This is a genomic window from Streptomyces litchfieldiae, assembly GCF_031845365.1.
Classification (GTDB): Bacteria; Actinomycetota; Actinomycetes; order Streptomycetales; family Streptomycetaceae; genus Streptomyces; species Streptomyces litchfieldiae.
This window is the reverse complement of record NZ_JAVREL010000010.1, coordinates 152,030-166,560: the sequence shown is the minus strand read 5'-3', so window position 1 is coordinate 166,560 and position 14,531 is coordinate 152,030. Positions and strand designations below refer to the sequence as shown.

Below are 14,531 nucleotides of genomic sequence, written 5' to 3'. Positions count from 1 at the left end.
CCGCCCGGCGTCGGTGCGACCATGGAAGGCGATCCGGGGACGCCGATACGGCGCTTCGAGACGACGAACAGGAGCAGCGCGATGACCAGCGCGATGACACAGCACACGCCTGCCCGGCCGGGGCTCTACGGCGGCAAGAGCAGCCGCCGGATCACCGTCCGGGACATAGGAGCGGCCAAGCGGCGCGGCGAGAAGTGGCCGATGCTGACCGCCTACGACGCGATGACCGCCTCCGTCTTCGACGAGGCCGGCATCCCGGTGATGCTGGTGGGTGACTCCATGGGGAATGCCCACCTGGGGTACGAGAGCACCGTGCCCGTCACCCTGGAACAGATGACCATGCTGGCCGCGGCGGTGGTGCGGGGCACCAAGCGGGCGCTGATCGTCGGCGATCTGCCGTTCGGGTCCTATCAGGAGGGCCCGGTGCAGGCGCTGCGCAGCGCGACGCACCTGGTCAAGGAGGCCGGCGTCGGCGCGGTGAAGCTGGAGGGCGGCGAGCGCTCGGCGGACCAGATCCGGCTGCTGGTGGATTCCGGCATTCCGGTGATGGCGCACGTGGGCCTGACCCCCCAGTCGGTGAACGCGTACGGCGGGCACCCGGTGCAGGGCCGCGGCGAGGAGGCGGCGCAGCAGCTTCTGCGGGACGCCAAGGCGGTGCAGGACGCGGGCGCCTTCGCGGTGGTGCTGGAGCTGGTGACGGCCGAGCTCTCCGCCGAGGTCACGCGCAGCCTGCACATCCCGACGGTCGGCATCGGCTCGGGCGCGGAGTGCGACGCCCAGGTGCTGGTGTGGACGGACATGGCCGGGATGACCGACTGGCCCGGCGGCCGGACCCCGCGGTTCGTCAAGCAGTACGGGCGGCTGCGGGAGGCGCTGGGCGAGGCGGCCCGGGCGTTCGCCGACGACGTCGTCGGCGGGACGTACCCGGCGGAGGAGCACAGCTTCCACTGATCCGTGGCGGTGCGGCCCGTTTGTCGGTGACTTGTCGGTGGGCTGTCGGTGACGGCTGACAGCCTGGCGGCATGACGCGACACAACTCCACCGACCCCGGCCGCACCGCCGTGGAAGTCCGGGAGCTGGTCAGACACTTCGGCGACACCAGGGCCGTCGACGGCATCGATCTCGATGTCCGCGAGGGCACCGTGATGGGCGTGCTCGGGCGGCATGCGCCGCCGGCTGGATCTGGCCGCCGCCATGATCGGCGACCCGAAGGTGCTGTATCTGGACGAGCCGACCACGGGCCTGGACCCGCGCTCGCGCAACGAGGTGTGGGACGAGGTCAAGCGGATCGTCGCCGGCGGCAAGGAGGAGACCGAACAACTGGCGAGCGAGCTGACGGTGATCGACCACGGGCGGATCATCGCCGAGGGCACGATCGCCGAGCTCAAGGCGCGCGTCGGCGGGCGCACGCTGACGATCCGCCCGGCGGACGCCGGGCAGTTGGGCGCGATGGCCGCGCGGCTTCGGCATCGCGGACATCTCGGCGCATCTGCCCAGCCTGGACACGGACACCGGCAAGGAGCTTCAGGAGGCCGCCGCATGAGCACGACCGTCGCCAACGACCCGGCCGCGCTGGAGGATCCGCGGATCGGGCTGCGTTCGAACCTGTGGCACATCGGCGCGCTGGTGCGGCGCAACGCGATGCAGATCCGGCAGGGCCTCAGGACGCCTATGTCAACTGCGTGGTGCCCGGCCTGATGGCGATGCTGGGGCTCAACATCGCGATGGCGGTGGGCACCGGCGTGAACGAGGACTTCGGCAAGGGCGTGATGGACCGTTTCCGGTCGATGCCGATCGCCCGGTCCTCGGTGCTGGTGGCCCAGGTCGTGGTGGAGATCGGCCGGCTGCTGGTGGCGTTCGTGGTGCTGCTGGTCGGCTTCCTGGTGGGCCTGACGCTGGACTCCGCCCGGGCGATCCAGGGGTTCGCGATGATGACGCTGCTGCCGCTGCGGTTCGCCTCGTCGATCTTCGTGCCGACGGACACCCATGCCGGGCTGGCTGGAGTCGTTCGCCGACGCCAACCCGCTGTCCGCGCTGGCCTCCGTGCTGCGGTCCATCGGCATCACGGCGGTCACCGCGCCGCTGGCCGTGGCCCGCTTCCGCTCGAAGACGGCCTGAGACCCCGGCCGACCGGGCTCGGACAGGACAGGGCCTAAGCGGTCGGCCGGGCCTTGGCCTTCCGGTGGTAGTACCAGGCCATGTTGGACGACAGGCCGGCCAGCAGCACCCAGACGACGCCCAGCCAGTTCCCCTCGACGAACGAGATCACCGCGGCGGCGACGGCGAGCGCGCACAGGATCAGGGCGTAGAGGGCGAGCCGGCGGGGCCGGCCGCCGGCCGGGGGAACGGCGGGCATGAGGTGCTCCGGGTCTGTTTCGGGTCTTGGTGTCTCGGGCCTGGTGAACGGCGTGTGGGACCCCATTGTCCCGCACGCGCCCGAGGGCTCAGATGTCGGTCAGGCGGATGCCCGCGTGGGCCTTGTAGCGGCGGTTCACGGAGATGAGGTTGGCCACCAGGGACTCGACCTGGTGCGCGTTGCGCAGCCGCCCGGCGAAGACGCCGCGCATGCCGGGGATGCGGGCGGCCAGCGCCTGGACGATCTCGCAGTCGGCGCGGCTCTCGCCCAGGACCATCACATCGGTGTCGATCTTCTCGATCGCGGGATCCTGGAGCAGCACCGCCGACAGGTGGTGGAACGCGGCGGTCACGCGGGAGTCCGGCAGCAGGGCGGCGGCCTGCTCGGCGGCGCTGCCCTCCTCGGGGACCAGCGCGTAGGCGCCCTTCTTGTCGAAGCCCAGCGGGTTGACGCAGTCGACGACGAGCTTGCCGGCCAGCTCCTCGCGCAGCGCGGTGAGCGTGGCGGCGTGGCCGTCCCAGGGCACGGCGACGATCACGACGTCGCTCTCCCGCGCGCAACCGGAGTTGTCCAGGCCGACGATGCCGTGGCCCAGCTCCTCGGCCGCCGTCTCGGCCCGCTCGGCGGCGCGGGAGCCGATGATCACCTTGTGCCCGGCGCGGGCCAGCCGGTAGGCGAGGCCGCGGCCCTGGTCGCCGGTCCCGCCGAGCACGCCGACCACGAGGCCGGAGACGTCGGGCAGTTCCCAGGGGTCCTTGGCCGGCTTCGGCGCGGCGGCGCCTGCGTCAGTTGAAGTCATGCCCGCATCCTCCCACCCCCGCGGGCGAGTTCATCAGGGGCTCCCACCCCGGTCCGCCCCGGCCCCGGGGTCGGCCTCCTCGTCGTTCCAGCGGGGGTCGGTGCGCCATTCCGCGTTCCGCTCGTGGGCGGTGTCGATCGCGTGCTCGGCCTCGGTGCGGGTGGCGTACGGCCCCAGCCGGTCCTTGGCCGGGCACTCGGGGCCCTCCTCGACCACGCGGTGCTTGAGGCAGTAGTACCACTCGCCGGGCCGGCCGGTCGCCTTGCGCCTGAAGAGAGCAGCCATGCCTTCATCCTGCCCGCCCGTACACTCAATCGCATGTCTGGCCAGTCACTTCTTGTTCCCGGCAGGATCTCCCCGGCGCGCTCGGTGCCCTCCGCCATTCCGCGTCCCGAGTACGTGGGCCGCAAGGGCCCCGCCCGGTACACCGGATCGCATGTGCAGGACGCGGAGACGATCGAGCGGATGCGGATCGCGGGGCGGATCGCCGCGCGGGCGCTGGCGGAGGCGGCGGCGCACATCGAGCCGGGCGTGACGACCGACCGGCTGGACCAGGTGGCGCACGAGTACCTGTGCGACCACGGCGCCTATCCGTCGACCCTGGGCTACCGCGGGTTCCCCAAGTCCCTGTGCACCTCGGTCAACGAGGTGATCTGCCACGGCATCCCCGACACCACGGTGCTGCGCGAGGGCGACATCGTGAACCTGGACGTCACCGCGTTCACCGGCGGCGTGCACGGGGACACCAACGCGACGTATCTCGTGGGCGGCGAGGAGGCCGTGGGCGAGGAGTCGCGGCTGCTGGTGGAGCGCACCCGGGAGGCGCTGAACCGGGCCATCAAGGCGGTCAGGCCGGGACGGCAGATCAACGTGATCGGCCGCGTCATCGAGTCCTACGCCAAGCGCTTCCACTACGGCGTGGTGCGGGACTTCACCGGCCACGGCATCAACAGCGCGTTCCACTCGGGCCTGATCATCCCGCACTACGACGACCCGGAGGCGACGACGGTGCTGCGGGAGGGGATGACGTTCACGATCGAGCCGATGCTGACGCTGGGCACGTACGAGTGGGAGATGTGGGCGGACAACTGGACGGTGGTCACCAAGGACCGCAAGCGGACGGCCCAGTTCGAGCACACGCTGCTGGTGACGGCGAGCGGCGCGGAGATCCTGACGCTGCCGTGACAACGGGCCGGGCGCGCCCGGCGTTTCACCGGCGCGGTGTACCGAACACGGCTTACCGACACGGTGTCGGCAAGACCTTGACTTAGGTAAGCCTAAGTAGACAGTATGGCGGGGCGTGGCAGTCGGCCGCGCCCCGCCGCTTTCGGTTCGGAGGCCCGTCGTGACCGTGCTCGAAACCATCCCGTTCTCCGCCCGGCTCCGCGAGTCCTCCCACGCCCAGCACGCCGAGGCGCACGACTCGTCGTTCATGGACGCGCTGCTCGGCGGGCGGCTGGGCGTCGGGGCGTTCCGGCGCTACACCGAGCAGCTCTGGTTCGTCTACCGCGCGCTGGAGGAGGCCGCGGGCGCGCTGGCCGCCGACCCGGTGGCCGGCCCGTTCGTCCGGCCCGAGCTGTTCCGCACCGCCGCGCTGGGGCGGGACCTGGACCATCTGCACGGCGGCCCCGACTGGCGGGAGGCGATCGCGCCGCTGCCCTCGACGGCGGCGTACACCGGGCGCATCGGCGAGGTGGCCCGCGACTGGCCCGGCGGCTATGTCGCCCACCACTACACCCGCTACCTCGGCGACCTCTCCGGCGGACAGGTCGTGCGCGGCGTGGCGGAGCGGACCTGGGGGTTCGCGCGCAAGGGCGACGGGGTGCGGTTCTACGTCTTCGACGACATCGCGAACCCGGCCGCCTTCAAGCGCCAGTACCGCTCGCTGCTGGACGCGCTGCCGGCCGGCGAGGACGAGCGGGAGCGGATCGTCGACGAGTGCCGGCGGGCGTACGCGCTGAACATCGGGCTGCTGGTGGAGCTGGACCGCGCCGGGCACTGACTCCCACCCGGCCCCCACCCGGCGGCGCCTTTCCAGTGAATATTTCCGATAAGAGCGTTTTCTCCTTTGTGTGAGAAGGCGCGCACGCGAGGCTGACGCCCAGGAACGCGGTTATCCACAAGGGGAGTACGTCCTGGGCACGTCCATCCGCCGAGTTGTGGCGTTCTGCGCCGTCCCCGTCCTGCTGGCCGCAGCCGCCTGTGGCTCCGCCGCCGGCTCCGCCTCGGTCGATCCGCGGGACGTGGGACCGGCGTCGGGCTCCATCACTTGGTACGCCATCAACTTCGGGCCCGAGGGCCTGCCGCAGAAGCTCATCGACGCCTTCGAGAAGAAGCATCCGGAGATCTCGGTCGAGTTCCACGCGGCACCGAACAACACCGACACCATGCGGGCCACGCTGACCACCGAGATCACCGGCGGCTCGTCCAGCATCGACGTCTTCAACAGCGACGTCGTCTGGCCCGCCCAGTTCGGCGCCGCCAATCTGGCGATGCCGCTGGACGAACACCTGCCCGACGACTTCTGGGATCGGTTCGAGGAGAGGCGCGCCGCCGTCACCGAGTACCGCGGCAAACATCTGGCCGCGCCGCTCTACGCGGACGCCGGCTTCCTCTACTACCGCAAGGACCTGCTGGACAAGCACGGCCTGGAGGTCCCCAAGACCTGGGAGGAGCTGGCCGAGACGGCCGCCACGCTCCAGGACTCGGGCGATGTGAAGTACGGCTATGTGGGGCAGTGGGCCAACTACGAGGGGCTCACCGTCAACTGGCTGGAGATGTCGGCCGCCGCCGGCGGCCGCATCGTGTCACACGATCACGAGCGCAGCGAGATCGACTCCTCGGAGAACCGGCGGGTGCTCGACTTCATGCGCGGCATGATGAACGACGGCGTGGCGCCCTCGGCCAACACGAGCTTCCAGGAGCCGCAGTCGATCCAGACGTTCGTCGAGGGCGACGCCGCGTTCCACCGCAACTGGGCCCATGGCTACGGCGAGGCCAACACCCCGGAGATCTCCGCCGTCGCCGGGAAGGTCGGCGTCGCGCCGCTGCCCACGTTCGAGGGCGAGGAGGGCCCGGGCCCCTCGGCGATGGGCGGCTGGAACCTCGCGGCCAATCCGCACAGCGACCGGCTCGGCGCGGTGCTGGCCTTCATCAAGTGGATGACCGGCCCGGAGGCCCAGCGGATGCTCGCCGAGAACTCGGTGCTGCCGACGAACGCCGAGGTGCTCAAGGACGAGGACCTGCGGCGCGACGACCCGGTGCTCGCCCTGGCCTCCGACATCCCGCTGGTCGCCCGGCCGAGCGCCACCCCCCGTTATCCGCAGGTCAGCAATGGCGTCTTCACCAACATCAACGGCTCACTGGCCGGCTCGACGCCTCCGGGCGCCGCCCTGCGCGCCGCCTCGGCGGACATCCAGCGGGCCTTGGACGACGAGGCCCTGTGAGCTCCCGTGAGTGATGAAGCGAGCGTGAGGTTGCCGTGAGTGACGAGCCCCCGGAAGAGGTCCCTTCGGCCGCCGGTGAGGACGACGGGCATACCGTGGCCCCCGGGCGGGCGCGGCGCCCCCTCGCGCCCATCCACGACGAGCCGCCGCCGCCCGTCACCTCGCCGCACCGGCCCGGGGACGAGCCCGGGCGGGGCCGTCGGCACCTCACCTCGCAGCGCTCGGTGCTGGAACGCCGCTTCGCCCGGCTGGGCTGGGCGTTCACCTGGCCGGCGCTGCTGATCGTGCTGGCCGTCACCCTCTTCCCCATCGCCTTCTCCGTCGCGATGAGCCTCAGCAACGTCACCGTGTCCGCCGACGGCTTCCGGCTGTCCGGCCTCACCTCGGACCACTACACGCTGCTGCTGCGCTCCGAGCGCTGGCGGCACGCGCTGCTGTTCACGATCCTCTACACCATCGGCACGGTGCTGACCGAGCTGATCCTCGGCACGCTCATCGCGCTGGTACTGGAACGGCTCGGCGGCGCCGGCCGCGGCTGGATGATGGCGCTGCTCCTGCTGCCCTGGGCCATGATCACGGTCGTCTCGGCGCAGTTGTGGGCGTACATGTACAACGGCGTCTACGGCATCCTGACCTCGATGTCCGACTCGGTCGCGGGCGAGCCCGTGCAGTTCCTCGGCACCCGCATGCCGGCCATCCTCTCGATGGCGGTGGCCGACATCTGGAAGACCACCCCGTTCGTGGCGATCATCGTGCTGGCCGGCCTGATGATGCTGCCGCGCGACGTGATCGAGGCGGCCAAGGTGGACGGCGCCGACGCCTGGACCGCGTTCTGGCGGGTGCGGCTGCCGCTGCTGCGGCCCGCGCTGGTCATCGCCGTCCTCTTCCGCATCCTCCAGGCGTTCGGCATCTTCGACCTGCCGTTCGTGCTGACCGGCGGCGGGCCCGGCGACGCCACCGAATCCCTGGCCCTGCTGGGCTGGCAGGTGATGTTCACCAACCTCGATTTCGGCCCGGGCGCGGCCGTGGCCGCCAGCACCGCCGCCCTGGTGCTCTGCGGCTGTCTGCTGTTCATGCGCGTGTTCAAGGCACGGGTGGGCGAGGAGGAGACTGGGACATGAACCGGATCCGGCTGACCTGGACTCACGCGGCGGCGCTGGTGATCGCCGCGTTCGTGGCCGCCCCGCTTTACTGGATGGCCGTCTCCTCGCTCAAGGGCGTGGACGAGATCGGCGCCAATCCGCCCACGCTCTGGCCGGAGAAGATCACTTTCGACAACTACAAGCAGGCGTTCGTCGACAACAACTTCGGCACCTACCTGCTGAACTCCGTGCTGGTGTCCGTCGTGGCCACCGCGATCGTGCTGTCGCTGAGCGCGTTCGCCGGCTATGCGCTGGCCCGGCTCCCGCTGCGCGGCAAGGCCCCGATCATGGTGGCGCTGCTGATGATCTCCCTCTTCCCCACCATCGCGCTGGCCGCCCCGCTCTTCCTGCTGATGCGCGACATCGGGTGGCTCAACAGCTACCAAGGGCTGATCCTCGTGTATACGGCGCTGAACGTGCCGTTCGCGGTCTGGATCCTGCGGAACTTCTTCCTCGGGATCCCGAAGGAGATGGAGGAAGTGGCGTGGGTGGACGGCGCCTCGCCCGTGCGCACCGTGTGGTCGGTGATCCTGCCGCAGGCCCGGCCCGGGATGTTCACCGCCGCGATCTTCACCTTCACCGCCTGCTGGACCGAGTTCCTGATCGGGCTGACCCTCAACACGGCCGACCGGTTCCGGACGATGCCGGTCGGGCTGGCGCTGTTCGGCAGCCAGTTCACCATTCCCTACGGAACGATCTTCGCCGCCGCCATGGTCTCGGTCCTGCCCATCGCCCTGCTGGTCCTGGTCTTCCGCCGCGCCGTCGTCTCCGGCCTGACAGCCGGCGCGGTGAAGGGCTGATGCCCGGCGCCGCCCCTCGCATGCCTCGCGCAGGCATATGACAGGAAAGGTCCCCCCTCGCGATGCCGTCCTTCCGTCCCACCCCCGCCTGGCTGGCCGACGCCGTCCTCTACCAGATCTATCCGCAGAGCTTCGCCGACTCAGGCGGGGACGGCATCGGCGACTTCGCCGGCATCACCCAGCACCTGGACCACCTGGCGTGGCTCGGCGTCAACACGGTCTGGCTCAACCCCTGCTTCACCTCCCCCTTCAACGACGCGGGCTACGACGTCTCCGACTACCTGTCGGTCGCGCCCCGTTACGGCACGTCGGACGACCTCGCCAAGCTGGTGGACACCGCGCGGCGGCTCGGCATCCGCGTCATGCTCGACCTGGTGGCCGGCCACACCTCGGACCAGCACCCCTGGTTCCAGGCGGCGGCGAACGACCCGGCGAACCACCGTTACATCTGGGCCGAACTGGACCACGCCCTGCCGGAACGATTCGTCCCCTCCCCCGGCAGCCGCCCCGGCGGCTATCTGCCGAACTTCTTCGACTCCCAGCCCGCGCTGAACTTCGGCTACGCCCGCAAGGACCCCGCCGAGCCCTGGCGCCAGCCGGTGGACGCCGAGGGACCGCGCGCCAACCGGGCCGCGCTGCGCGAGATCATGGACCACTGGCTGCGCCTGGGCCTGGCCGGCTTCCGCGTGGACATGGCGCACTCCCTCGTCAAGGACGACCCGGACCTGGGCGAGACCAGCAAGCTGTGGGCCGAACTGCGCGACTGGCTGGACAACACCCACCCCGACGCGGCGCTGCTGGCCGAGTGGGGCGACCCGGCGGTCTCCGTGCCGGCCGGCTTCCACTCCGACTTCTTCCTCCAGTTCGGCGGCCCCTCCGACGGGCTGCCGCTGCGCTCCCTGTGGAACAACAACCAGGGCACCGTCGCCGACCACTGGACGCAGCGCCACTGCTACTTCGACGCGGAGGGCGGCGGCACCGCCGGCACGTTCGTCACCGCCTGGGAGTCGGTCAACGCGGTCATCGGCGCCCGGGGTTTCATCACGCTGCCCAGCGCCAACCACGACTTCTCCCGGCTGGCCTGCGGCCCGCGCACCGCCGAACAGCTCCCCGCCGCCTTCGCGTTCCAGATGACCTGGCCCACCCTGCCCGCCATCTACTACGGCGACGAGATCGGCATGCGCTACCTGCCCGGCCTGCCCGACCACGAGGGCAGCGTCCTGGGCAGCCGCTACAACCGGGCCGGTTCGCGCACCCCGATGCAGTGGGACTCCAGCCCCAACGCCGGGTTCTCCAACGCGCCCACCCACCGCCTCTACCTGCCCATTGACCCCGACCCCGACCGGCCCACCGTCGCCGCCCAGCGCGCCGACCAGGACTCGCTGCTGCACCTGGTCCGCCGCCTGATCGCGCTGCGCAAGGCCACCCCCGAACTCCGCTCCCGCGCGTCCGTCACCGTCCTGCACACCGGCTACCCCCTCGTCTACACCCGGGGCGAGCGCTACCTGGTCGCCATCAACCCCCGCCGGGAGCCCGCCACTTACACTCTCGCCGCGCCCGGCCTGGTCACCGCCCGCCCCATCGAGACCAACGGCGCCACCGTCGTCGGCCAGCAGGTCAGCGTCCCCGGCTTCGGCTACGGCATCTTCGCGCTGTAACGGGCCGGTTCAAACCGCTTGTCCTGGAGTGCGCTCCAGGCGGCAGACTCCATGGCATGGAAAAGCGGACTCTGGGACGAAGTGACATCGCGGTCAGCGCCCTCGGCTTCGGCTGCTGGGCCATCGGCGGCGAGTGGCAGGGCGGCGACGGCCAGCCGCTGGGCTGGGGCGCGGTGGACGACGCCGAGTCGGAACGCGCGATCCTCCGGGCCATCGAGCTGGGCGTGACGTTCTTCGACACGGCCGACGTCTATGGCACCGGGCACAGCGAGGAGGTGCTGGGCCGGGCCGTGGCCGGGCGGCGGTCGGAGGTGGTGATCGCCTCCAAGTGGGGCAACCTCTTCGACGCCGGGACCAGGACGGCGGGCCCCGGGCCGGACGTGACGCCCGGCTACGCCCGGCGCGCCCTCACCGACACGCTGCGCCGCCTGAGCACCGACTACCTGGACCTCTACCAATTCCACATCAACGAGGGCCCGTTGGACGCGGCGGCCGAACTGCGCGACGCCTGCGAGGAGTTCGTCGCCGAGGGCCTGATCCGCGCCTACGGCTGGTCCACCGACGACCCGGAACGCGCCCGGCTGTTCGCGCAGGGCCCGCACTGCGCCACGGTGCAGATGAACTGCAACGTGCTCCAAGACGCCCCCGACATGCTCGCCCTGTGCGACGAGTTGAACCTCGCCGCCATCAACCGGGGCCCGCTCGCGATGGGCGTGCTCACTGGCAAGTACGCCTCGGGCGCGGCCCTGCCGAGCGGCGACATCCGCGCCACGCCGCCGCCCTGGCTGACGCTCTTCCGGGACGGCGGGGTGGCCCCCGAGTGGCAGGCGCGCTTCGACGCGGTGCGCGACATCCTCACCTCCGGCGGCCGCACCCCGGCCCAGGGCGCGCTGGCCTGGCTGTGGGCCCGCAGCCCGCGCACGGTGCCGATCCCCGGCATCAGGACGGTCGCCCAGGCCGAGCAGAACGCGGGCGCGCTGCGGTTCGGCCCGCTGACCGCCGAGCAGATGAAGGAGATCGAGACGCTGCTCGGACGTTGACGCGGGGCGGTGCGGCGGCCTGGCATGATGAGCGCCGTTCACACGCAACAGCACGGGGGAGCAGCATGTTTGGGATCATCAGGCCGTGTCGGCACCGGCTGCCTGGGGGACTGGCGAGTGAGTGGATGGCGCACCTGTGCGGGCTGTGTCTGGCGTTGCGCGGCACGCACGGCCAGTCCGCACGGGTGGCCACCAACTATGACGGCCTGCTGATATCCGTCCTGCACGACGCCCAGACCCCGGCCACCGCCCAGGGCCGCCGCAAGGCCGGACCCTGCCCCCTGCGCGGCATGCGCACCGCCACCATCGCCCAGGGCGAGGGAGCCAGACTCGCCGCAGCCGTCTCCCTCGTGCTCGCCTCCGCCAAGATCCGCGACCACATCCACGACCGCGACGGACTCCTCGCCCGCCGCACCCTCGCCACCGCCGCCACCCGCCTCGCCCACGGCTGGGACACCGCCGGATCCAGCAGCGCCGCCCGCATCGGCTTCGACACCGCCGTCCTGCTCGACGCCGTCGAACGCCAGCAGACCATCGAAACCCACGCCGGACCCGGCACCCCCCTCCTCACCATCACCGAACCCACCGAAACAGCCACCGCCGCCGCCTTCGCCCACACCGCCCACCTCGCAGGCCGCCCCCACAACGCCCCACCCCTCGCCGAAGCCGGCCGCCTCTTCGGCCGCATCGCCCACCTCCTCGACGCCGTCGAAGACTTGAAGGCGGACGAGGAGGCCGGCGCGTGGAACCCCGTCGCCGCCACCGGAACGCCGCTGCCCGAGGTACGGAGGCTGTGCGATGACGCCGTCCTCGGCGTCCGACTCGCCCTCAAGGAAGTCGACTTCACCGACGACAAACTCGTCCACGTCCTCCTCGACCACGAACTGCGCCGCGCCGTGCACCGCACGTTCAACCTGCTGGAGCAGCCGCCGGAGACCAAGCGGCGGCGCGGGCTCATCGCCGGCTGCGCGCTGTGGACGGGGCTCTTCTGCACCGGTCAGATCTGCTGCCGCTCCGTGTACTGGGATCCGTGGACCGGCAAGGAGCGCGAAGGCTGTTGCGACGAATGCGACTGCTGCGACTGCTGTAGCGGGAAGGGCAATTCAAAGAGCGACGGCGACGGGTGCTGCTGCGACTGCCCCTGTTAGGCCCTGTTGGTCAGGCGGCCAGCCCGCCGCAGGTCAGGATCTCGCGCTCGCTCGCGTTGCCGCCGCTGCACATCACGGCCACCCGCTTGCCGGCGAACCGTTCGCGGTGGGCCAGCAGCGCCGCCAGCGCCACGGCGCCCGCGCCCTCCGCGAGGGTGTGGGCGTCGCGCATCATCGTCCACTGCGCCGCCGCGATGGCGTCGTCGTCGACGAGCAGGAAGTCCGCGAGGTGCAGGCGCATGAGCTGCTGGGTGAGCTCGAACGACCGGCCGGTGGCGAGCCCTTCGACGCGCGTGCGGTTGGGGCGGGACAGCGGCGCACCGCCGGACTCCCAGGAGTCGTGGGCGGCGGGTGAGGCCGCGGACTGGGTGGCGATGATCTGACAGCCGGGGGCGACCGCCGCCGCGGCCAGACAGGCCGCCGCCGCGCCGCTGCCACCGCCGACCGGCACGATGACGGCGTCCAGGGCCGGCTCCTTGTCGAAGATCTCCAGGTAGGCGGTCGCCACCCCGGCGATGAGCGCGGGCTCGTTCGCCGCGCTGACCAGCCGCATGCCGCGTTCCGCCGCGACGGTCTCGGCGTGCTCGGCCGCCTCGGTCAAGTCGGCGCCCGCCTCAATCAGTTCGGCACCGAGTGCGCGAACGGCGTTCGCCTTGGCCGGGTTCGGGTTCACCGGCATGACGATGACGCAGGGCGCGCCGAAACGGGCGGCGGCGAACGCGAGGGACTGGGCGTGGTTTCCCGTGGAGTAGCCGACGACGCCCCGGGCGCGCTCGGCCAAGTCCAGCCCGGCCAGCAGCGTGATGCCGCCGCGCACCTTGAAGGCGCCGGTTGGCTGGGCGTTCTCGTGCTTGACCAGCACGGTGGTGCCGGCCGTGGCGTTCAGGGCCGGGTACGACCACATCGGGGTGGGCGGCAGGTGGTCGCCCAGCAGGCGGCGGGCGCGGAGCGCGTCGGTGATGGTCGGCGGTCGCAGCATGCCAGCACCGTCCCACGAACGGGACGAATAGATCCAATGCCTGTTTTCTCTGGAACCATCGAATCCGCCTATGATTCGTTCCATGCTCGATCTCACCCGACTGCGGGTCCTGGTCGCGGTGGCGCGCGAGGGCTCCGTCACCGCCGCCGCCGAGGCGCTGCACTACGCCCAGCCCTCGGTGAGCCACCACCTGGCCAAGCTGGAGGCGGAGGTGGGAGTGGTCCTGGTGCGCCGCGCCGGGCGCGGCATCCTGCTGACCGACGCCGGGCGGCTGCTGGTGGCGCGGGCCGAGGAGATCCTCGGCCAGGTCGAGTCGGCCCGGGCCGAGCTGGCCGCGCACGCGGGGCTGGGCACCGGTCGGGTGCGGCTGGCGGCGTTCCCCTCGGCGCTGGCGACGCTCGTGCCGACGGCCGCGGCGGCCCTGGCGGCCGAGCACCCGGGGATCGAGCTGGCGCTGACGGAGGCCGAGCCGCCGGAGGCGCTGACCGCCCTGCGGAACGCGGATGTCGACGCCGCGCTGATATTCGACCACGACGCGCCCGTGCCGGGTGACCGGCGGAACACGACGATGACCCCGCTGTTCGAGGAGCCGATGTACGTGGTGACCCCGGCCGACGGGGAGTGGGACGGACCCCGCGCGGAGCTGGCCACCTACGCCTCGGAGAGCTGGATCGCCGGGTGCGAGCGGTGCCGGACACATCTGGCGGCGCTGTGCGAGCGCGCCGGGTTTGTTCCGCGGATCACGTTCGAGACGGACGACTACGTGGCCGTGCAGGCGCTGGTCGCCGCCGGGCTGGGCGTTGGCGTGCTGCCGGCGCTGGCCCTGCGCGCGCACCGCCATCCCGGGGTGCGCACCGACCGGCTGCCCGAGGACCGCCGCTGCGTCTCGCTCGCGGTGTACGGGAAGCCGCCGACACTGCCGGTGCAGGCGTTCACGGCGGCTCTGCGGTCGGCCACCGAGCTCAACGGCTTCTGACTCGCGCCTCACCGGGCGAAACGTGACAATCGGGACAGAAGACGGCCCCCGAGGTCTCCGAGGAACGCCGAAGGATGACGCGATGACTCTTCCGGGTTTTACCGCCGACGCCGCCCTCCGCCCTGGCCCGGGGCGTTACCGATGGCCGCGCGCCGGGCGCACGCCCTCCCACGCCGGGGGCGAGGTG

The 14,531-nt window shown here is 71.6% G+C and carries 14 protein-coding genes and 2 pseudogenes; 12 read left to right on the top strand and 4 right to left on the bottom strand.

Annotated features, from left to right (window positions below):
* Window positions 1-81: 81 nt before the first annotated feature.
* The 3 genes and pseudogenes from panB (at window position 82) to RM590_RS18545 (ending at window position 2,118) form a co-directional block, all read left to right on the top strand.
* Window positions 82-951, top strand: coding sequence for a 3-methyl-2-oxobutanoate hydroxymethyltransferase (panB, locus tag RM590_RS18555; protein ID WP_311705729.1), 870 nt, complete (start codon window positions 82-84; stop codon window positions 949-951).
* A gap of 204 nt (window positions 952-1,155) precedes the next feature.
* A pseudogene (locus RM590_RS18550) lies at window positions 1,156-1,509 on the top strand (ATP-binding cassette domain-containing protein); the annotation flags it as partial.
* Between the two features lie 30 nt (window positions 1,510-1,539).
* Window positions 1,540-2,118: pseudogene (locus RM590_RS18545) on the top strand (ABC transporter permease).
* A 34-nt stretch (window positions 2,119-2,152) separates the two neighbouring features.
* Here RM590_RS18545 and RM590_RS18540 read toward each other — a convergent pair.
* The 3 genes from RM590_RS18540 to RM590_RS18530 form a co-directional block, all read right to left on the bottom strand.
* The gene (locus tag RM590_RS18540; RefSeq protein ID WP_311705728.1) at window positions 2,153-2,356 is read right to left on the bottom strand and encodes a hypothetical protein; all 204 of its coding nucleotides are present in this window, start codon (window positions 2,354-2,356) and stop codon (window positions 2,153-2,155) included.
* Window positions 2,357-2,444: 88 nt separating this feature from the next.
* A complete protein-coding gene (gene npdG, locus RM590_RS18535) occupies window positions 2,445-3,155 on the bottom strand; it encodes an NADPH-dependent F420 reductase (protein ID WP_311705727.1) in 711 nt (236 codons plus the stop codon).
* Window positions 3,156-3,188: 33 nt separating this feature from the next.
* A complete protein-coding gene (locus tag RM590_RS18530) occupies window positions 3,189-3,440 on the bottom strand; it encodes a hypothetical protein (RefSeq protein WP_311705726.1) in 252 nt (83 codons plus the stop codon).
* Between the two features lie 33 nt (window positions 3,441-3,473).
* On the opposite strand from RM590_RS18530, the gene map reads away from it, so the two are divergent.
* From map to RM590_RS18490, 8 genes are all read left to right on the top strand, one after another.
* On the top strand, window positions 3,474-4,340 hold the full coding sequence (gene map / locus RM590_RS18525) for a type I methionyl aminopeptidase (RefSeq protein WP_311705725.1): 867 nt from the start codon (window positions 3,474-3,476) through the stop codon (window positions 4,338-4,340).
* 160 nt (window positions 4,341-4,500) lie between these two features.
* Window positions 4,501-5,157, top strand: coding sequence for a biliverdin-producing heme oxygenase (locus tag RM590_RS18520; protein ID WP_311705724.1), 657 nt, complete (start codon window positions 4,501-4,503; stop codon window positions 5,155-5,157).
* 70 nt (window positions 5,158-5,227) lie between these two features.
* A complete protein-coding gene (locus tag RM590_RS18515) occupies window positions 5,228-6,601 on the top strand; it encodes an ABC transporter substrate-binding protein (RefSeq protein WP_311705723.1) in 1,374 nt (457 codons plus the stop codon).
* A gap of 35 nt (window positions 6,602-6,636) precedes the next feature.
* Window positions 6,637-7,722: a carbohydrate ABC transporter permease gene (locus RM590_RS18510; RefSeq protein WP_311705722.1), complete on the top strand. Its 1,086-nt coding sequence runs from the start codon at window positions 6,637-6,639 to the stop codon at window positions 7,720-7,722.
* Window positions 7,719-8,543 (top strand): carbohydrate ABC transporter permease, encoded by an 825-nt coding sequence (locus RM590_RS18505; RefSeq protein ID WP_311705721.1) that lies wholly within the window; start codon window positions 7,719-7,721, stop codon window positions 8,541-8,543. The genes RM590_RS18510 and RM590_RS18505 overlap by 4 nt, the downstream gene beginning before the upstream one ends.
* Window positions 8,544-8,605: 62 nt before the next feature.
* Window positions 8,606-10,201 (top strand): alpha-amylase family glycosyl hydrolase, encoded by a 1,596-nt coding sequence (locus tag RM590_RS18500; RefSeq protein ID WP_311705720.1) that lies wholly within the window; start codon window positions 8,606-8,608, stop codon window positions 10,199-10,201.
* A 56-nt stretch (window positions 10,202-10,257) separates the two neighbouring features.
* Entirely contained in the window at window positions 10,258-11,241 is a 984-nt protein-coding gene (locus RM590_RS18495) for an aldo/keto reductase (RefSeq protein ID WP_311705719.1), read from the top strand.
* Window positions 11,242-11,306: 65 nt separating this feature from the next.
* Window positions 11,307-12,389, top strand: a complete 1,083-nt coding sequence (locus tag RM590_RS18490; RefSeq protein WP_311705718.1) for a DUF5685 family protein — start codon at window positions 11,307-11,309, stop codon at window positions 12,387-12,389.
* Window positions 12,390-12,399: 10 nt separating this feature from the next.
* On the opposite strand, the gene RM590_RS18485 is transcribed toward RM590_RS18490, so the two are convergent.
* On the bottom strand, window positions 12,400-13,368 hold the full coding sequence (locus RM590_RS18485; RefSeq protein WP_311705717.1) for a threonine ammonia-lyase: 969 nt from the start codon (window positions 13,366-13,368) through the stop codon (window positions 12,400-12,402).
* 82 nt (window positions 13,369-13,450) lie between these two features.
* Here RM590_RS18485 and RM590_RS18480 point away from each other — a divergent pair, with 82 nt between their 5' ends.
* A complete protein-coding gene (locus RM590_RS18480) occupies window positions 13,451-14,344 on the top strand; it encodes a LysR family transcriptional regulator (RefSeq protein WP_311705716.1) in 894 nt (297 codons plus the stop codon).
* The last annotated feature ends 187 nt before the right edge of the window (window positions 14,345-14,531 follow it).